The organism is Amycolatopsis sp. NPDC003865, from assembly GCF_053605345.1.
The window spans coordinates 89,051-106,627 of sequence record NZ_JBSGJA010000005.1; the positions used below are offsets into that span (position 1 = coordinate 89,051).

Consider the following 17,577-nt stretch of genomic DNA (forward strand, 5'->3'; position numbering starts at 1 on the left):
TCCGCATGCCCTTCCCCGACTTCCGAGGTCGCCGTGAACCGAATTGAACCCGCTTCAGCCGGAATGCCCGAAATCGCCCGGCGCGCGGCCGAGGCCAAAGCGCGGCTCGAGCACGTCTCGGCGACCGCCACGAGTGCCGACGGCGCTGTCACGGTGACCGTCGGCACCAGCGGTGCGCTGCAGGAACTCACCTTCGGCCCGCGTGCGGACGAGGTGCCCCGCGCCCGGCTCGCGCAGGCCGTCCTGGCCACCGCCAAACGCGCCCAGCTCGACGCCGCGCGGCAGCTGACCGCCGTCATGGCGCCGGTCATCGGCGCCGACAGCGACGCGATGCAATTCCTCCGTGAACAGATTCCGGAACCCGAGATCCCGGACGGAGAACCGCGCCGGGAACCACGCCGGAATCCGCCCGCCGACGACGACTTCGGCGGCCCGATCCTGCGCCGGGGGCTGTGATGGCGATGAAGGTCGACTTCGACGTCCTCGGCGGCCACGAGGACGAGGTCCGCGAGATCGCGGGCAAGGTGCAGCAGGCGGTCGAGGCCGCGGGCACCGCCGGCGCGCTGGACTTCGACGCCTTCGGGCTGGTCGGGCAGGTGTTCGCGGTGCCGATCCAGGGGTGGGTGGACAGCGCCGACGGCTTCCTGACCGCGGCCGTCGAGGCCGGCCACGACGTCGCCGACCGCGTCAAGGCCGCGCACGCGGCGTTCCGCGAGCACGAAGAAAAGACGAAGTGCCTGATCGAGGGCATCGGCAAGGAGCTGCCGGCATGACGGAGAACTCCCTGGTCGCGACCGCCGAGTCGCCGGGCGGCTTCTGGAGCGGCATGGGCGACGGCTCGAAGGGCGAGCTGGACAACCTCAACGCCCAGACCGGCGGCGCGGGCATCTTCAGCGACGCCGCGTCGACGCTCACCGACGCCCGCGGCGGCGACTGGGGCAACCTCGCCATGGACGTCGGCACGGACGCCCTCGACCTGCTCGGCGCGGCGATGGACCCGCTCGGCACCCTCGCCGGCGCCGGGGTCGGGTGGCTGATCGAGCACATCAGCTTCCTCAAGGACGGCCTCGACAAGCTCGCCGGCAAGCCCGAGGCCGTCACGGCCAAGGCCGTGACGTGGTCGAACATCCAGAAGTCGCTCACCGAGACGGCCGAAAGCTACGAGCAGCGGGCGAAGAAGGTCCAGCAGTCCTTCAGCGACTGCGGCTCGGCGGAGGCCTACCAGCGGACGGCGGAGAGCTACGTCAGCGTCCTGCGCGGCGCGGCGTCGCACGCGGGGGCCGCGTCGACGGCGATGAACGTCGGGGCGGCGCTGGTCGGCACCGAGCGCGGGCTGATCCGCGACATGATCTCGTCGTTCGTGGGCGAGCTGATCGTCAAGGCCGTGGCCGCGCTGGCGGCCTCCTGGTGCACCTTCGGCGGCACGGTCGCGGCGTTCATCGCGGACACGGTCGTCGAGGGCGGGGTGCTGGCGGAGAAGATCAGCACGCGCATCGCGAAGGTCGTGGAGAAGCTGGAGGGCCTGGCGAAGGGTGCCGGGAAGTCGAAGGCAGCCCTCGAAAGTGCGGCCAACGCGCTGAAGAAGGCCGGCAAGGGGCTCGACAAGATCGTGGACAAGAGCGTCGACACGGCCGCGGGCATCGAGCGGAAGGCCAACGAGCTGAAGCAGGCGGGCCGGGAGGCGAAGTCCGCCGAAGAGACGGCGAAGGGCTGGAGCGACGCCGTCGAGTCACATGTCCCCGGCCGCGAAAAGGTCGAAGGCCTCGGCGACAAGTACTCGGAGGACGGCCGCAGCGCGCTCAAGCCGGCGGAGTGGCGGAAGGCCGGCGGCTATCCGGGGTGGAGCACCGCGGACACCGTCGGTGTCGTGACCGAGGGCCGCCGTCAGGAGAACGAACAGATCGACCGCTACCACGAAGGCCGGGAGGCCTACGAGAAGGAACACCCCGAAGGCGAGGCCGAGTGATCGAGCAGGCCGAGGTGGAACTGGCCAACCGCCACGGCCGGCTCCACCCGTCGCAACGGGGAAAGCTGCTCGACTTCAACTTCTGGGTCGCGGCCGTTCTGGTCGTCGCCGGCCTCGTGGTGGCGGCGCTGCTCGCCGCCGTGGCGGAGACCGCCGCCGAAGTCCTCGGCACCCTCGTCCCGGTTCTGGCGATCACCGCCTGGTTCGCGTTCGTCTGCCGGCGCCGGCTGGCGGACGTGCGGAGCGGCCGGCTGGTCGCGACCACGGGCTGGACCCACGACTTCGGCAGGCAGCGGCCCGGCGGCGACCACCCGATCGCGCTCTCCACCCGGCTCAGCCAGGGGTACAACGAGCACTACTACCTCACGACGGGCGGCCGGACCTACCCGCTGGAGCGAGAGCTCCGCGAGCGGATCCGGCCGGACCGCGTCAACACGGTGCTGATCGCACCGCGGTCGAAGCTGCTGATCAACGTCCTGCCCGCTTAGACCGCCTTGCTGAGGGCGTCGAACTCGGCGTCGGTCAGCTCGATGTCCGCGGCGGCGACGTTGTCCTCGAGGTGCGCGACCGACGAGGTCCCCGGGATCGGCAGCACGACGGGCGACCGCTTGAGCAGCCACGCGAGCGCGAGCTGCGACGGCGACGCGTCGTGCTCCTTGGCGAGGGTGGTCAGCGGGCTGTCCGGCCCGGCGAGGGCGCCGGTCGCCAGCGGGAACCACGGGATGAACGCGATGCCGTGCTCGGTGGCGTGCTCCAGCAGCGGCTCGGCGTCGCGCTTGGCCAGGTTGAACAGGTTCTGCACCGACACGATCTCGGCGGTCTTCCGCGCCTCGGCGAGGTCGCCGACGCCGACCTCGGACAGGCCGATGTGCCGGATCTTGCCCTCGTCCTGCAGTTTCTTCAGCTCCCCGACCTGCTCGGCCACGGGCACCTTCGGGTCGATGCGGTGCAGCTGCAGCAGGTCGATCCGCTCGAGGCCGAGGTGGCGCAGGCTCAGCTCGACCTGCTGGCGCAGGTACTCGGGCCGGCCGACCGGGATCCACTGGTTCGGCCCCTGCCGGGTGAAGCCGGCCTTGGTCGCGATGACCAGGTCGTCGGCGTACGGGTGCAGTGCCTTCTTGATGAGCAGGTCGGCGACGAACGGGCCGTAGGCGTCGGCCGTGTCGATCAGGGTGACGCCCAGCTCCACCGCGCGCCTCAGCACGCGCACGGCCTCGTCCGGGTCCTTCGGGTCGCCCCACACCCCCGGCCCGGTGAGCTGCATGGCGCCGTACCCGAGCCGCGTGACCGGGAGGTCGCCGCCGATGGTGAAAGTGCCGGAGTTCTTCGCGCTCATTCCTCTTCCTAACGTCGTCCGCGGGCCCCCCCAGGTGCCAACCCGGCGGACCCGCGGGCGATTCCCCGGCCTAGGAGTTGCGCGGGAAGCCCAGGTTCACGCCCGCGTGCGAGCGGTCCGGCCACCGCGACGTCACGACCTTCGTCCGCGTGAAGAAGTGGAAGCCCTCCGGCCCGTAAGCGTGGCTGTCGCCGAACAGCGAGTCCTTCCAGCCGCCGAACGAGTAGTACCCCACCGGGACCGGGATCGGGACGTTCACGCCGACCATCCCGACCTCGACCTCGTTCTGGAACCGCCGCGCGGAGGACCCGTCGCCGGTGAAGATGGCCACCCCGTTGCCGTACGGGTTCGCGTTGATCAGCTCCAGGGCGTCGTCGTACGAAGCCGTCCGCGCGACCGACAGCACCGGGCCGAAGATCTCGTCGGTGTAGATCGACATGTCCGTGCGGACGTGGTCGAACAGCGTCGGGCCGAGCCAGAACCCGTCGCCGGGCACGTCGATGCCGCGGCCGTCCACCACGAGCGACGCCCCCTCGGCGACGCCGGCGTCCACATAGGACGCGACCCGCGCGTGGTGCGCCTTCGTGACCAGCGGCCCCATCTCCGACTCGGGGTCGCGGCCGTCGCCGACGCGCAGCACGGACATCCGCTCGGTGATCTTGCGGACCAGTTCGTCGCCGACCGGGTCGACCGCGACGACCACCGACACCGCCATGCAGCGCTCTCCCGCCGAGCCGAACCCGGCCGACACCGCGGCGTCCGCGGCCAGGTCGAGGTCCGCGTCCGGCAGGACGACCATGTGGTTCTTCGCACCGCCGAGCGCCTGGACGCGCTTGCCGTGCCGGGTCCCGGTTTCGTAGACGTACCGCGCGATCGGCGTCGACCCGACGAACGAGATCGCCTTGACGTCGGGGTGTTCGAGGAGCCCGTCCACCGCCACCTTGTCGCCGTGCAGCACGTTGAGCACGCCCGCGGGCAGCCCGGCTTCGGCGAACAGCTCGGCGATGAACACCGCGGCCGACGGGTCCTTCTCGCTCGGCTTGAGCACGACGGTGTTCCCGCAGGCCAGCGCGTTCGGGACGAACCACAGCGGCACCATGGCCGGGAAGTTGAACGGCGAGACGACCCCGACCACGCCGAGTGGCTGCGCGATCGAGTAGACGTCGACGCCGGTGGAGGCGTTCTCGCTGAACCCGCCCTTGAGCAGCTGCGCCGCGCCGCACGCGTACTCGACGTTCTCGATCGCGCGGGCGACCTCGCCCGCCGCGTCGGACTCGACCTTGCCGTGCTCGCTCGTGACGATCTTCGCCAGCTCGTGCTTGCGGGCCGACAGCAGCTCGCGGAAGGCGAACAGCACCCGCGTCCGGCCGGCCAGGGACGTCCCGCGCCAGCCCGGCAGCGCCGCCTTGGCCGCGGCGACGGCAGTTTCGACCTCGGCGTCGCCCGCGAAGTCGACGTGCGCCCGGACCTGCCCGGTCGCGGGGTCGAACACCTCGCCCGAGCGCTCGGCGGTCCCGGTGAACGGCTTGCCGTCGATCCAGTGGCTGATGCGGTCGGTCACGGCGCGCGCTCCTTCGCTCGGGGGACTTCTCCTGCGAGTCTCCGGGCGGGCGCCACGCCAACGCCATCGACAACGTGTACGTCAGTTGGCTTCCCGCCGTACAGTCTGTCCCTGCCGATCACACGCGAGGAGCCATGTACCCGACCGTCGCCGAGGTGCTCGCGCTGCCGGTGCTGCGCCAGGGCCGTCCGCACGTCGTCGCCGGCTCGGCCGGGCTCGACGCCCCGGTGCGCTGGGCGCACGTCGCCGAGGTCGCCGACATCGCGCACCTGCTGCGTGGCGGCGAGCTGGTGCTGACGACCGGCGTCGCGCTGCCCGACGACGGCCCGTCGCTCGCCCGCTACGTCGCCGACCTGGCCGGGGTCGGCGCCGCCGGGCTGGTGATCGAGCTGGTCCGGCACTGGAGCGACAAGCTGCCCGCCGCGCTGGTCGAGGCGGCCGAGAAGCACGGCCTGCCGCTGGTGACGCTCTCGCGTGAGACGCGGTACGTGAGCGTCACCGAGGCGGTGAACGGCCAGATCGTCGACGCCCAGGTCGCCGAGCTGCGCGCCGCCGAGCGCGTCCACGAGACGTTCACCGCGCTGACGGTCGCGGGCGCCGAACCCGGTGTCGTCCTCGGTGAGGTCGCCCGGCTGACCGAGCAGCCGGTGGTGCTGGAGACGCTGTCGCACGAGGTCCTCGCCTACGACGCGGCCGGCACCGACCCGGCCGAGCTGCTCACCGGCTGGCCGTCGCGGTCGCGGGTGGTGCAGCTCGGCGAGCGGACCGGCTACCACCCCGGTTCGGGCTGGCTGGTGACCGTCGTCGGCGCGCGCGGGCACGACTGGGGCCGCCTCGTCGTCGTCTGCGCCGACCAGCCGCCGCACCGCCACCGGGTGGTCGCCGAGCGGGCCGCGTCCGCGCTGGCCGTGCACCGGCTGGTCGCGAAGGATTCCGACGGCCTCGAGCGCCAGGCCCACCGCGCGGTGCTCACCGAGCTGCTCGCGTCGCCGGCGCCGTCGGCGGAGCTGCTGGCGCGCGCCTCGGCGCTGGCCGTGCCGCTGGGCGGGCGGCAGCTGGTCGGGCTGGCGGTCCGGCCCCGGCTGGCCGGCACCCGGCCGGCCTTGTCCACGCCGCCGGTGCTGCGCGAACTGGCCGAGGCGACGGTGCTGGCGGCGCGCCGCGCGAAGGTGTCGGCGCTGGTGGCGACCGACGAGCTGGGCGTGCGGGCGCTGCTCGCGTTGTCGCCGGAGGCCAACGCCGACACGGTGCTGCACCGGCTCGCGACCGACGTCCACGAGGCCCGCGGCAGCGCGCCGGGGGTGCTCGCGGTCGGGACCACGGTGTTTTCGCCCGCCGAAGCGGGCCGGACGCTGATGGAGGCCGGGCAGGTCGCGGCGGCCGCGCTGGGGGCCGGGACGGACCGGGTCCTGCACCGGCTGTCCGACGTGCGGTTGCGCGGCCTGCTGCACCTGCTGTCGGGCGACGAGCGCGTGACGGCGTTCGCCGCCCGCGAGCTGGGCCCGCTGCTGCAGCGCGACGCCGCCTCGGGCAGCCGGCTGGTGCAGGCGCTGCGGCACTACTGCGAGCAGGGCGGCAACAAGTCGGCGGCGGCCGCGGCGGCGCACACCTCACGGACGGCGTACTACCAGCAGCTCGCCCGGATCGAGCAGGTCCTGGGCGTGCGGCTGGAGGACCCGGAGTCGATGCTCTCGCTGTACGTCGCCCTGCTGGCGGCGGACCTCACCCGGTCGAGCGAAGAAGACTCACCCGGACGTGGAGCACAGTGATCGACCCCGGGCTGCCGATGGAACCGATATGGCCCTACTCCCCTTCGCAGCCTGCTTGATGAGCTTGAGCTGCCTCGCGCCCGTGCAGCCGCCGGCGTCGACGCTGCAGCTCACCACCCACGACACGGCCGACCGGATCGGCTCGGTGGTCCTGACGTGCGACCCGGCGGGCGGCACGCACCCCAAGCACGACAAGGCGTGCGCGGTACTGACGAGCGCGGGCGGCGACTTCTCGCGCATCAACGCCCGCCACCAGATGTGCACGCTGATCTACGCCCCGGTGGACGTGACGGCGGTCGGCACGTGGCGCGGCAAGCCGGTGTCGTTCCGCACGACGTATGCGAACCGCTGCGAAGCGGACCGCAATTCGGACGACGTCTTCGCCTTCTGACGCTGTTCCGCCACGGCAAAGGGTAAGTCGCCCGACCGGGCACGGCGTCCGGGAGCTCGCCCGGCGGCACACTCTTCGTCACCACCCGGTCGTGGGCAGCCTTCGTGACCCGGCTCGGCGCGCGGAAGCCGCCGGGCCGCCCCCACGACGGCCCGGTGGCTTCCGCGCATTGCTCTTAACCACGCACCGCACGCGCCGGCGGTTCAGCAGGTGCCGAGCGTCACCTCGCGGGCACTCGCGCGGCTGAGGTTCCATGCCGGCCAGCCGTCCGGGGTGTCGTCCGCCAGGACCTCGCGCAGCACGCACGTCCGCAGCGGCTCCGGCAGACGGGCCGACACCACCGGGACCACGTCGGTCGAGAACCCCGCCAGGTACCGGTGGTCCAGGGGCTTGCCGGCGGCCGCGCGGTCGAGGTTGGCGTCGGCGATCAGCCGTTCGGGGTCGAGAACGGCGAGGACCAGCAGCGCGGCGGCCGCCGTGCCGATCGCCGCGCGGGGCAGCCACGTCGAACGGAGCTTGACCAGCGAGGCGCACACCAGCACGAACACCGCGCCGAACCACAGCTCGCAGACCTCGACGAGCAGCCGCAGCACCGTGAAGCCGTACGCCTCCTGGTACGTCCACATGCGACTCAACGCCGATCCGACGAGCACCAGGCTGAGCGCGCTCAGCGCCCCGAGCAGAATGCGCTGCCGGAGGCGGTCGGCCTTGGTGGCGTTCGGCGCCCACCGCAGCGCCGCGGCGACGATGCCGAGCGTCAGCACGGTGACGGCGCACAGCTGCCAGAAGCCGCCGCGCGCGTACTCGGCGGACGTCAGGTTGCTGGTCCGCAGGACGTACTCCGTACCCCCGAACAGCACGACCAGCCGGACGCCGACGAAAACGCTGAACAGCACGATGAGAACGGTGAGCGGCACCGTCCATTCCAGACCGTACCGGGTCCGGTGTGGACGGTCTTCGGCGGCGCGGTGCGGTGGCGCGGCGAGGAAGTAGCACGCCCCGGCGACGAGCAACGCTACGACGACGAAGACGCAACACCACCGCACGAGCACGTCGACACTGAGATCGGGAACGACGGCGCCGACCACGGCCGCGAAGGCGGCATCGGCACTGGCGAGCAGCGGAACGAAGACGGCGACGAGCGCGGCCGCCGCGAGCACGGCGAGGGCGATCCGCCGGGCGACGCCGTCGCGCCGGGCGGCGAAGCGGCCCACCCCGCGCCCGGCCCACGGAATCGCTTTGAGGGCTTCGAGCGGGACGGCGAGCACGTCGTAGAGTACGGAGTTGACGGTCCGCTTCCCCACGACGGCCAGCGACCCGGTGACGGCGGCGCCGAGCACGCAGAGGACGAACAGCCACCCGGACGCCCGCACGGCCCCCATCCCGAGCAGCGCGAGGGCGAGAGCGGCCCACCCGGCGCTGCGCCAGGTGAAGGACCCGGAACCGGCCGAGGACCGCCGATCGGCGACGAAGACCGCGGCGGCGACGGCCAGCCCGGTGAGCAACCACCCGACCCCGGGCCGGTCGGCGGGCAGGACGAGGGCGGCCCCGGCCCCGGCGAGGCCGGCGGCGGGGAGAACGGCCGGCGGCAGTGGCACGACGGCGGATTTCGGCGGCGGCAGCGGCTGGAGGAGAACAGGAGGAGCGGCCACGGCAACCCCACCGCCCGACGCGGCGGCTCCGGCCGCTCGCGAACGGTCGCCCACCCCCGCGGCGGCTCGGTCGGCTACGGCCGGTCGCTTGCCTCGCGGCGCGGGCTTCTCCCCGCTTGGCTCACTGATCCTGCTCTTCGGCATCGTCCCACCTGTCGTTCGCATTCGCAAATATCCACGGGTGGCTCGCGGAGATCGAGAACGGCCAAAACCCCCGCGACCCGCGTCGCCCCCTGACCTGAATGACTCATTCAAGACGCGCCGGGCCGACCTACCCCGCCGGCAGCGTCACCCGGATCCGGCTCCCGGCCCCCACGGCTTCGATCGTCCCCCCGTGCAGCTCCACGGCCCACCGGGCGATGGCCAGCCCCAGCCCGGTCCCCCCGCCGGTCGACCGCTCCCCCCGCGTGAACCGCTCGAACACCCGCACCCGGTCCGCCGGCGCGATGCCCGGCCCCTCGTCGCACACGTCGAGGCGCACCTCACCCGGCCGGACCTCGGCGAGCACCTCGACCGACCCGCCGGCCGGACCGTGGCGGGCCGCGTTCTCCAGCAGGTTCGCCACCACCTGGAACAGCCGCCCGCGATCCGCCACCACCACGGCGTCCGGTGGCGAAACCGACACCGAGAAAGTCACCCCGCGGATCAACGCCGCCTCCGAGACCGCTTCGGAAAGCAGTGAGGAGAGGCAAAAGGACGTCTTGTGCAGCGGGATCGCCCCCGCGTCGAGCCGCGACAAATCGAGCAGCTCGTCCACCAAGGTCGCCAGGCGCTCGGTCTGCTGCAGCGCCGTCTTCAACGTCGCCGGGTCCGCGTCCTCCACCCCGTCGACCAGGTTTTCCAGCACCCCGCTCAACGCCGTGATCGGCGTCCGCAGCTCGTGGGACACGTTCGCGATCAGCTCGCGCCGCTGCCGGTCGGCGTCCCCGAGGTCCCCCGCCATCTGGTTGAACGCCGACGCCAGCGAGCCCACCTCGTCCCGCGTGGTCGCGCGGATCCGGCGCGTGTAGTCGCCCTTCGCCATCGCCCGCGCCGCCGCCGTCATCTCCCGCAGCGGCCGGGTCATCCCGTGCGCCAGTACCTGCGACAACACCAGCGCCAGCACCATCGCCGTGATCGTCGTCTTCGGCGGCAGCCAGCCGATCTGCCAGTTGAAGAACGCGAACGCGACGCCACCGGACGCCACCATCAGGATCGCCAGCTTGAGCTTGATCGACCGGATCCGGTCCAGTGGCCGCGGCACGAGGTTCACGCTCCCGCCTCCAACGCGTAGCCGACGCCGTGCACGGTCCGGATCAGGTCCGCGCCGAGCTTGCGCCGCAGCGCCTTGATGTGGCTGTCCACCGCCCGTGTCCCCGCCGACGTGCCGTGGACGTCCCAGTCCCACACCTCCGACAGCAGCCGTTCGCGCGGCTGCACCACCCGCGGCCGCCGCGCGAAGTGCACCAGCAGGTCGAACTCGATCGGCGTCAGCTGCGCCGCGACCCCCGCCCGGGCGACGCGCCGCTGGTCGACGTCGATCTCGAGGTCGCCCAGCACGATCCGCGTGCCCGTCACCGACGAGGACCGCTCGACCCGCCGCAGCAGCGCGTGCACCCGCGCGGTCAGCACCCGCATCGAGAACGGTTTCGTGAGGTAGTCGTCGGCGCCGACCCCCAGGCCGACCAGCATGTCCGTCTCGTCGGCGCGCGCGGTCAGCATGAGCACCGGCACCGGCCGCCGTCCCTGGATCCGGCGGCAGACCTCCAGGCCGTCGAACCCCGGCAGCATCACGTCCAGCACCACGAGGTCGGGCTCGAAGGCCGCGTCCGCCTCGACGGCCGCCGGCCCGTCGTGGGCGACGTCGACGGTGAAGCCCTCGGCCCGCAGCCGGGCCGCGATCGACGCGGCGATCGTGAGGTCGTCCTCGACGACCAGCACCCGCCGCACTCCCGGTTCCATGGCCACGACCTTAAGCACCCCCGGTGGAGACGGTTCGCGTGAACTGTGAAGATCCTGTGGAGACGTTTCACCCGCTTTGCCGGTTCGTTGCGCCGAGATGTGTGACGCAGGTCATGCACTCCGACGGCCGTTCGCGCAATCGACAGACTGCACTCCTGATCAGCGAAGAGTGAACAGACTGCCGTTGCCCCGGCGCTGACCAGGCGCGCAGGATGCCGCAATGGCGCCGACACCCGCAGACCAGCGCGTGCACGACGACGGCCGGGTCGAGCTCGACCCCGCCGACGTCAGGTCTCTCGAAGGCAGCCGGTTCTTCAACTCGGAACTGGCCCCCGTTCCCGTCGAAAAACGGACCTGGACCACCTACAACTACTTCGCGCTCTGGATGGGGATGGCGCACAACATCCCCAGCTACGCCCTGGCCGCGTCGCTGATCGCGCTCGGCATGAACTGGGTGCAGGCGCTGATCACGATCACGATCGGCAACCTGATCGTGCTGGCCCCGATGCTGCTCAACAGCCACGCCGGCACCAAGTACGGCATCCCGTTCCCGGTGTTCGCCCGCGCCTTCTACGGCCTGCGCGGCGCCAACCTGGCCGCGCTGCTGCGCGCGTTCATCGCGTGCGGCTGGTTCGGCATCCAGACGTGGGTCGGCGGCGAGGCGATCTACGTCATCCTCGGCCGGCTGCTCGGCTCGTGGTGGCGCGACTCCGCCGTGGTCGCCGGGCAGCACTGGACGCTCTGGCTGTCCTTCGTGGTCTTCTGGATCGGGCAGATGCTGATCATCTGGCGCGGCATGGAGGCGGTCCGCCGGTTCGAGAACTGGACGGCGCCGCTGGTGTCCGTCGGCTTCCTGATCATGCTCGGGTACGTGCTGGTCAAGGCGGGCGGGCTCGGCCCGATCCTGTCCGACGGCGGCAAGCTCGGCTGGGGCCCGGACTTCTGGAAGGTGTTCGCGCCCGCGCTGATGGCGATGATCGCGTTCTGGTCGACGCTGTCGCTGAACATGCCGGACTTCACCCGCTTCGGCGGCAGCCAGCGCAAGCAGGTCCGCGGCCAGATCCTCGGCCTGCCGACGACGATGACGTTCATCGCGATCGTGGCCATCCTGACGACGTCGGGCGGGCACGTGCTCTACGGCGAGGACATCTGGGACCCGGCGCAGCTGGCGGACAAGTTCACCAGCCCGGTCGTGGTCGTCGTCGCGCTGGTCGCGCTGGTGCTGGCGACGATTTCGGCGAACCTCGCGGCCAACGTCGTCAGTCCGTCCTACGACTTCTCGAACGCGTTCCCGAAGCGGATCACGTTCGCCGTCGGCGGCGGGATCACCGGCGTCATCGGCGTCCTGATCCAGCCGTGGCGGCTGTACTCCGACCCGAACATCTACATCTTCGCCTGGCTCGGCTTCTACGGCGGCCTGCTCGGCGCCGTCGCCGGGGTGCTCGTCGCCGGGTACTGGGTCATCAACCGCACGAAGCTGCGGCTGAAGGACCTCTACACACCCGATGGGGTGTACTGGTTCAGCGGCGGCTGGAACTGGCGCGCGTTGGTCGCGACGCTGGTGGGGGCCGTCCTCGCGGTCGGCGGCGCCTATGGCGGGCCGTTCCCCGCGGACGGGCTGATCCCGTTCCTCAAGCCGCTTTACGACTACAACTGGGTGGTCGGCCTGGTCGGCGCGTTCGCCGTCTTCGCCGCCCTGTCCATGCCCTTGTCCACAACGAAGGAGGAAATCAGTGAGCGTGGTTCGAGCCGGCCTGATCCAGCAGCGGTGGACGGGTGACAAGGAGTCCATGATCAAGGCGGCGGTCGACCACATCGCCACCGCCGCCTCGCAGGGCGCCCAGGTCGTCTGCCTCCAGGAACTGTTCTACGGGCCGTACTTCTGCCAGGTGCAGGACGCCGACTACTACTCCTACACCGAGGCCATCCCCGACGGCCCGACGACGCAGCTCATGCAGGAGGTGGCCCAGCGCCACGGCGTCGTGCTGATCGTGCCGATGTACGAGGTCGAGCAGCCCGGCGTCTACTACAACACCGCCGCGGTGATCGACGCCGACGGCACCTACCTCGGCAAGTACCGCAAGAACCACATCCCGCAGGTGAAGGGGTTCTGGGAGAAGTTCTACTTCCGCCCCGGCAACCTCGGCTACCCGGTGTTCGACACGGCCGTGGGCCGCATCGGCGTCTACATCTGCTACGAGCGGCACTTCCCCGAGGGCTGGCGGGCACTGGGCCTCGCCGGGGCGAAGATCGTGTTCAACCCCTCGGCGACGAGCCGCAGCCTGTCGCAGTACCTCTGGAAGCTGGAGCAGCCGGCGGCCGCGGTGGCGAACGAGTACTTCGTCGGCGCGATCAACCGGGTCGGTGTCGAACCGCTGGGCGACAACGACTTCTACGGCCAGACGTACTTCGTCGACCCGCGCGGGCAGCTGGTCGGCGACGCCGCGTCCGACACCGAAGACGAGGTCGTGGTGCGCGACCTCGACCTGTCGCTGCTCGAGGAGGTCCGGAACACCTGGGCGTTCTACCGCGACCGCCGTCCGGACACCTACGGCCCGCTCGCGGAGGCCTGATGACCACGCTCATCAAGGGCGGTCAGGTCGTCTCGCCGTCGGGAGCCCTGCTGGCCGACGTCCTCGTCGACGGCGAGACCATCGCCGCCGTCGGGGCGCCCGGGACGCTGACCGGCGACGAGACGATCGACGCGACCGGGAAGTACGTGCTGCCCGGCGGCATCGACGCGCACACGCACATGGAGATGCCGTTCGGCGGCACGCACTCCGTCGACACGTTCTCGACCGGGACGACGGCCGCGGCGTGGGGCGGCACGACGACGATCATCGACTTCGCCGTGCAGGCCAAGGGCACGTCCCTGTTGTCCACTTTGGACAAGTGGCACTCGAAGGCGGACGGCAACTGCGCGATCGACTACGGCTTCCACATGATCGTCTCCGACGTCAACGACCAGTCGCTGAAGGAGATGGAAGCCTGCGTCGACGGCGGGGTCGGCAGCTTCAAGATGTTCATGGCGTACCCGGGGGTGTTCTACTCCACGGACGGGGAAATCCTGCTCGCGATGCAGAAAGCCCGCGAAATCGGCGCTACGATCATGATGCACGCGGAAAACGGCATCGCGATCGACCAGCTGGCGGCGCAGGCGGTGGCGGCCGGTAACACGGACCCCGTGCAGCACGGCCTGACCCGGCCGCCGGAGCTGGAAGGAGAGGCGACATCGCGGGCGATCCAGCTCGCGAAGGTGACCGGTGCCCCGCTGTACATCGTGCACCTCTCGGCGTCGCAGGCGCTCGCGGCGGTGGCGGAGGCGCGCAACGACGGCCAGAACGTCTTCGCGGAGACGTGCCCGCAGTACCTGTACCTGTCCATTGAGGACCTTGCCAAGCCGGACTTCGAAGGAGCCAAATACGTCGCTTCACCACCACTGCGCGAGAAGTCGCACCAGGCCGACCTGTGGCGTGGCCTGCGGACGAACGACCTGTCCGTCGTGTCGACCGACCACTGCCCCTTCTGCTTCAAGGACCAGAAGGAGCTGGGCCGCGGCGACTTCCGGGCCATCCCGAACGGGATGCCGGGCGTCGAGCACCGGATGGACCTGCTGCACCAGGGCGTCGTCGCCGGCGAGCTGACGCTGGGGCGCTGGGTCGAGACGTGTTCGGCGACGCCCGCGCGGATGTTCGGCCTGTACCCGAAGAAGGGAGTCATCGCGGCGGGATCGGACGCGGACATCGTGATCTACGACCCAGCGGCGACGCAGACGCTGTCGGCCGAGACGCACCACATGAACGTGGACTACTCGGCCTACGAAGGGTTCGAGATCACCGGGCGCGTGCACACGGTGCTGTCGCGGGGGCGCGTCGTCGTGTCGCCGGACGGGTTCACCGGGTCGACGTCACACGGCAGGTTCCTGTCCCGCTCCCTCAACCAGTATCTGAATTGAGGTAGCCATGGACTTCGGGATCGTGCTGCAGACCGACCCGCCGGCGCGGGACGTCGTGCGGCTGATGAAGGACGCCGAGGACGCCGGGTTCCGCTACGGCTGGACGTTCGACTCCTGCGTGCTGTGGCAGGAACCGTTCGTCATCTACTCCGCCGTGCTCGCGGCGACGTCGTCGCTCATCGTGGGCCCGATGGTGACCAGCCCGGGCACGCGCGACTGGTCGGTGATGGCGTCCACCTTCGCCACGCTCAACGACATGTACGGCAACCGGACGGTCTGCGGCATCGGCCGCGGCGACTCCGCGCACCGGGTGGTCGGCAAGCCACCCTCCACTTTGGCCACCGTGCGCGACTGCATGCGCGTGGTCAAGGACCTCGCCGAAGGCCGCGCGGTGACGATGAACGACAAGACCGTGCAGATCCCGTGGATCCGCAACGGACGCCTGGAAATGTGGATGGCCGGGTACGGGCCGAAGGCGCTGCAGACGGTCGGCGAGCACGCGGACGGTTTCATCCTCCAGTGCGCGGACCCGGCGATCGCCCGCTGGACGATCGGCGCGGTCCGCGACGCGGCCCGCGCGGCCGGGCGCGACCCCGGCGGCATCACCATCTGCGTCGCGGCACCGGCGTACGTCGGCGACGACCTGCCGCACCAGCGCGAACAGCTGCGCTGGTTCGGCGGGATGGTCGGCAACCACGTCGCCGACCTGGTCGCGCGGTACGGCTCGTCGGGTGCGGTGCCGCGCGAGCTGACGGACTACATCCGCGAACGGGAGGGGTACGACTACAGCCACCACGGCAAGGCGGGCAACCCGTCGACGGAGTTCGTCCCGGACGAGATCGTCGACCGCTTCTGCCTGCTGGGACCGGCGTCGGCCCACGTCGAACGCCTGCAGGAGCTGGCGGAACTGGGCGTCGACCAGTTCTCGCTGTACCTGATGCACGACGACCGGGAGGCGACGCTGGCGTCCTACGGCTCGCAGATCATCCCGAAGCTCACCGCGTAGGGCCCGCCCTACCCCGGTTCCGGGGGCGCGCACCAGCGCGCCCCCGGTCCCGGTGACGGGAGCATCGGAGCATGAATTCTCCGAAACTCCGTGCTGCGCTGGCTCTGGGGGCCGTCGCGAGCGCGGTCGCCTTGAGTGCGCCCGCGGCCGCGGCGAGCCCCGCCGGAATCGTCTGGGAACCCACCTGCGCCGCCGGGTACCAGTGCGGCCACCTCGACGTCCCACTGTCCTATCAGGACTCTTCACTGGGCAGCGTGTCCGTCGCGGTCGGCCGGTTGCCCGCCACCGACCAGGACCGCAAGCTGGGCACGATCTTCTACAACCCCGGCGGCCCAGGATCGTCCGGCCGGTTCGCGCCCGCGTTGACACCCTTCCTGCACGAGCGCTTCGACATCGTCGGGTTCGACCCGCGCGGCGTCGGCGCCAGCTCGAAGATCCACTGCTTCACCGACCCGTCGCAGCCGGCGGTGCTACAGCGCGCGCTCGGCACGTTCCCGCTGACCCGCGCCGCCGAACAGCAGCAGATCGCCGACACGAAGACCGTCACCGACCTCTGCGAACGGAACGCGGGCCCGCTCGCGGACCACCTCTCCACCGGCACGATCGCCCGCGACCTCGACCGGCTGCGGGCAGCGTTCGGCGAACCGAAGCTGCGCTACTACGGGAAGTCCTACGGCACCTACCTCGGCGAGACGTACGCCAACCTGTTCCCCGGCCGGGTCGGTTCGATGGCGCTCGACGCGGTCGACGACCCGGCGCGCTGGGCGGCCGGAACCGGGCCGATGAGCTACCGCCTGCGCGGCTACGAAGACGCGCCACGCGCGTTCCAGTCCTTTTCGGACGCCTGCGGTTCGCGGTGCGCCTTCGACTACGACCGGATCCTGGACCGGCTGGAGTCGGGCCCGATCACGGTGACGGACACGACCGGCAAGCAGGTCACCGTCACCTACCAGAGCGCGATCGCGCAGATCCACACCTCCTTGACCGACGCCCAAGCCGCTCCGCACCTCGCTGCTTTCCTGACCGCGCTGGCGGATCCGGCGTCGCGCGCACCGGCGTCGGCGGGCGGCCCGCCGGACGTCGACTCCCTGCTCGGCGGCGGCGCGACGCTGTGTTCGGACGCGGCGAACCCGCGCGATCCGGCCGTGTGGTGGGACTACGCGCGGAAAGCCGACCGGGTGGGACGCGGCTTCGGCCCCTACGACGTCTACAAGACGCTTCCGTGCGCCACCTGGGACGTCTCGGACACCGGCCGGTACGCGGGTCCGTGGGACCGGCCGACGGCGCCGATCCTGCTCCTCGCCAACCGCCAGGGCGACCTCGAAACGCCGTACGCCGGAGCCCAGCGAACCGAGAAGCTGCTGGGCAACGCCCGCCTGCTGAGCCTCGACACGTACGGCCACGGCTCGCGCGGCAAGAGCGCGTGCGTGGACGCCTGGCTCGACCGCTACTTCGACGCGGGTTCGGTCCCCGGCCGGGGCACGGTCTGCGCCCCGGACCGGGGTCCGTTCGGCTGAGGGTGGCCGGGCAGGCCCGGTCACCGTCCGGGTCAGCCGGCCGTGCCCTCTTCGGGCTTCTTCTCGGCCGGCGCCTGCTCGGGCGCCGTCAGGTGGTCGACCTCGATGGTCCATTCCTTGGCCAGCGCGGCGATCGCCCCGATCGCGGTGACCACCGGGGCGGCGATGGCGGCGACGACACCGGCTGTGACCGGGATCTCCAGCACCGTGTGGCCTTCGTCGTTCTTGACCCGGATCCGCCGGACGTTGCCCTGGTGGATGAGCTCCTTGACCCGCGCGACCAGTTCCTGGCCGCGGAACCGCTCGGCCCGCTTCGCCGTCGGGCTGTCGACCGTCATGTTCGTTCCTCCTCGGGATGGGCTTGCGCCCGGAGTCTGCGCGGGCCGGTGGCGGCGGACGAAGAGCTGATCGTCCTCGCTCGCGGGCCGAAAGTCACCGGGACGCCGTCGCGGCGAGGTGGGCTCCCGACGTACTCGGCGCGCG

At 71.4% G+C, this 17,577-nt stretch carries 17 protein-coding genes; 11 read left to right on the forward strand and 6 right to left on the reverse strand.

Annotation, left to right across the window (positions count from 1 at the left end; genetic code table 11):
- Positions 1 to 63 precede the first annotated feature (63 nt).
- Genes ACWEVP_RS14515 through ACWEVP_RS14530 form a run of 4 tightly spaced genes read left to right on the forward strand, consistent with a single transcriptional unit; the run spans position 64 to position 2,454 of the window.
- Positions 64 to 456: a YbaB/EbfC family nucleoid-associated protein gene (locus tag ACWEVP_RS14515; RefSeq protein ID WP_452063029.1), complete on the forward strand. Its 393-nt coding sequence runs from the start codon at positions 64 to 66 to the stop codon at positions 454 to 456.
- Positions 456 to 773, forward strand: coding sequence for a type VII secretion target (locus ACWEVP_RS14520; RefSeq protein ID WP_452063030.1), 318 nt, complete (start codon positions 456 to 458; stop codon positions 771 to 773). The genes ACWEVP_RS14515 and ACWEVP_RS14520 overlap by 1 nt, the downstream gene beginning before the upstream one ends.
- Positions 770 to 1,966, forward strand: a complete 1,197-nt coding sequence (locus ACWEVP_RS14525; protein ID WP_452063031.1) for a hypothetical protein — start codon at positions 770 to 772, stop codon at positions 1,964 to 1,966. The genes ACWEVP_RS14520 and ACWEVP_RS14525 overlap by 4 nt, the downstream gene beginning before the upstream one ends.
- Positions 1,963 to 2,454: a hypothetical protein gene (locus ACWEVP_RS14530; RefSeq protein ID WP_452063032.1), complete on the forward strand. Its 492-nt coding sequence runs from the start codon at positions 1,963 to 1,965 to the stop codon at positions 2,452 to 2,454. The genes ACWEVP_RS14525 and ACWEVP_RS14530 overlap by 4 nt, the downstream gene beginning before the upstream one ends.
- Here ACWEVP_RS14530 and ACWEVP_RS14535 read toward each other — a convergent pair.
- Together ACWEVP_RS14535 and ACWEVP_RS14540 are read right to left on the reverse strand one after the other, a co-directional pair.
- Positions 2,451 to 3,302 carry an aldo/keto reductase gene (locus ACWEVP_RS14535; RefSeq protein ID WP_452063033.1) on the reverse strand — a complete coding sequence of 284 codons (852 nt, stop codon included), beginning with the start codon at positions 3,300 to 3,302 and terminating at the stop codon, positions 2,451 to 2,453. The two genes, ACWEVP_RS14530 and ACWEVP_RS14535, sit on opposite strands and share 4 nt — an antisense overlap.
- Before the next feature lie 70 nt (positions 3,303 to 3,372).
- The gene (locus ACWEVP_RS14540; RefSeq protein WP_452063034.1) at positions 3,373 to 4,863 is read right to left on the reverse strand and encodes a CoA-acylating methylmalonate-semialdehyde dehydrogenase; all 1,491 of its coding nucleotides are present in this window, start codon (positions 4,861 to 4,863) and stop codon (positions 3,373 to 3,375) included.
- Between the two features lie 134 nt (positions 4,864 to 4,997).
- Between ACWEVP_RS14540 and ACWEVP_RS14545 the strand changes: the two genes are divergently transcribed.
- Together ACWEVP_RS14545 and ACWEVP_RS14550 are read left to right on the forward strand one after the other, a co-directional pair.
- Complete coding sequence (locus ACWEVP_RS14545; RefSeq protein ID WP_452063035.1) at positions 4,998 to 6,632, forward strand: PucR family transcriptional regulator; 1,635 nt, start codon at positions 4,998 to 5,000, stop codon at positions 6,630 to 6,632.
- Between the two features lie 58 nt (positions 6,633 to 6,690).
- Positions 6,691 to 7,023, forward strand: coding sequence for an SSI family serine proteinase inhibitor (locus ACWEVP_RS14550; RefSeq protein ID WP_452063036.1), 333 nt, complete (start codon positions 6,691 to 6,693; stop codon positions 7,021 to 7,023).
- Between the two features lie 203 nt (positions 7,024 to 7,226).
- Here ACWEVP_RS14550 and ACWEVP_RS14555 read toward each other — a convergent pair whose 3' ends face one another.
- From ACWEVP_RS14555 to ACWEVP_RS14565, 3 genes are all read right to left on the reverse strand, one after another.
- On the reverse strand, positions 7,227 to 8,819 hold the full coding sequence (locus ACWEVP_RS14555) for a DUF4153 domain-containing protein (RefSeq protein ID WP_452063037.1): 1,593 nt from the start codon (positions 8,817 to 8,819) through the stop codon (positions 7,227 to 7,229).
- A gap of 127 nt (positions 8,820 to 8,946) precedes the next feature.
- Positions 8,947 to 9,927, reverse strand: a complete 981-nt coding sequence (locus ACWEVP_RS14560; protein WP_452063038.1) for a HAMP domain-containing sensor histidine kinase — start codon at positions 9,925 to 9,927, stop codon at positions 8,947 to 8,949.
- The gene (locus tag ACWEVP_RS14565) at positions 9,924 to 10,616 is read right to left on the reverse strand and encodes a response regulator transcription factor (RefSeq protein WP_452063039.1); all 693 of its coding nucleotides are present in this window, start codon (positions 10,614 to 10,616) and stop codon (positions 9,924 to 9,926) included. Before ACWEVP_RS14565 ends, ACWEVP_RS14560 begins: the two co-directional genes overlap by 4 nt.
- A gap of 220 nt (positions 10,617 to 10,836) precedes the next feature.
- Here ACWEVP_RS14565 and ACWEVP_RS14570 point away from each other — a divergent pair, with 220 nt between their 5' ends.
- From ACWEVP_RS14570 to ACWEVP_RS14590, 5 genes are all read left to right on the forward strand, one after another.
- On the forward strand, positions 10,837 to 12,396 hold the full coding sequence (locus ACWEVP_RS14570) for an NCS1 family nucleobase:cation symporter-1 (RefSeq protein WP_452063040.1): 1,560 nt from the start codon (positions 10,837 to 10,839) through the stop codon (positions 12,394 to 12,396).
- Positions 12,397 to 12,406: 10 nt separating this feature from the next.
- Positions 12,407 to 13,189, forward strand: coding sequence for a nitrilase-related carbon-nitrogen hydrolase (locus tag ACWEVP_RS14575; RefSeq protein WP_452063302.1), 783 nt, complete (start codon positions 12,407 to 12,409; stop codon positions 13,187 to 13,189).
- Positions 13,189 to 14,571, forward strand: a complete 1,383-nt coding sequence (gene hydA / locus ACWEVP_RS14580) for a dihydropyrimidinase (protein ID WP_452063041.1) — start codon at positions 13,189 to 13,191, stop codon at positions 14,569 to 14,571. The genes ACWEVP_RS14575 and hydA overlap by 1 nt, the downstream gene beginning before the upstream one ends.
- A 7-nt stretch (positions 14,572 to 14,578) precedes the next feature.
- The gene (locus ACWEVP_RS14585; RefSeq protein WP_452063042.1) at positions 14,579 to 15,577 is read left to right on the forward strand and encodes a TIGR03842 family LLM class F420-dependent oxidoreductase; all 999 of its coding nucleotides are present in this window, start codon (positions 14,579 to 14,581) and stop codon (positions 15,575 to 15,577) included.
- A gap of 71 nt (positions 15,578 to 15,648) precedes the next feature.
- Positions 15,649 to 17,094 (forward strand): alpha/beta hydrolase, encoded by a 1,446-nt coding sequence (locus ACWEVP_RS14590; RefSeq protein ID WP_452063043.1) that lies wholly within the window; start codon positions 15,649 to 15,651, stop codon positions 17,092 to 17,094.
- Positions 17,095 to 17,126: 32 nt separating this feature from the next.
- Here ACWEVP_RS14590 and ACWEVP_RS14595 read toward each other — a convergent pair whose 3' ends face one another.
- A complete protein-coding gene (locus ACWEVP_RS14595; protein ID WP_452063044.1) occupies positions 17,127 to 17,432 on the reverse strand; it encodes a DUF4342 domain-containing protein in 306 nt (101 codons plus the stop codon).
- Between the last annotated feature and the right edge of the window lie 145 nt (positions 17,433 to 17,577).

Coding starts and splice junctions, on each gene's coding strand:
- ACWEVP_RS14515 (WP_452063029.1), top strand. CDS start 64: ATGCCCGAAATCGCCCGGCGCGCGGCCGAGGCCAAAGCGCGGCTCGAG.
- ACWEVP_RS14520 (WP_452063030.1), top strand. CDS start 456: ATGGCGATGAAGGTCGACTTCGACGTCCTCGGCGGCCACGAGGACGAG.
- ACWEVP_RS14525 (WP_452063031.1), top strand. CDS start 770: ATGACGGAGAACTCCCTGGTCGCGACCGCCGAGTCGCCGGGCGGCTTC.
- ACWEVP_RS14535 (WP_452063033.1), bottom strand. CDS start 3,302: ATGAGCGCGAAGAACTCCGGCACTTTCACCATCGGCGGCGACCTCCCG.
- ACWEVP_RS14545 (WP_452063035.1), top strand. CDS start 4,998: ATGTACCCGACCGTCGCCGAGGTGCTCGCGCTGCCGGTGCTGCGCCAG.
- ACWEVP_RS14550 (WP_452063036.1), top strand. CDS start 6,691: ATGAGCTTGAGCTGCCTCGCGCCCGTGCAGCCGCCGGCGTCGACGCTG.
- ACWEVP_RS14555 (WP_452063037.1), bottom strand. CDS start 8,819: ATGCCGAAGAGCAGGATCAGTGAGCCAAGCGGGGAGAAGCCCGCGCCG.
- ACWEVP_RS14565 (WP_452063039.1), bottom strand. CDS start 10,616: ATGGAACCGGGAGTGCGGCGGGTGCTGGTCGTCGAGGACGACCTCACG.
- ACWEVP_RS14570 (WP_452063040.1), top strand. CDS start 10,837: ATGGCGCCGACACCCGCAGACCAGCGCGTGCACGACGACGGCCGGGTC.
- ACWEVP_RS14575 (WP_452063302.1), top strand. CDS start 12,407: ATGATCAAGGCGGCGGTCGACCACATCGCCACCGCCGCCTCGCAGGGC.
- hydA (WP_452063041.1), top strand. CDS start 13,189: ATGACCACGCTCATCAAGGGCGGTCAGGTCGTCTCGCCGTCGGGAGCC.
- ACWEVP_RS14585 (WP_452063042.1), top strand. CDS start 14,579: ATGGACTTCGGGATCGTGCTGCAGACCGACCCGCCGGCGCGGGACGTC.
- ACWEVP_RS14590 (WP_452063043.1), top strand. CDS start 15,649: ATGAATTCTCCGAAACTCCGTGCTGCGCTGGCTCTGGGGGCCGTCGCG.
- ACWEVP_RS14595 (WP_452063044.1), bottom strand. CDS start 17,432: ATGACGGTCGACAGCCCGACGGCGAAGCGGGCCGAGCGGTTCCGCGGC.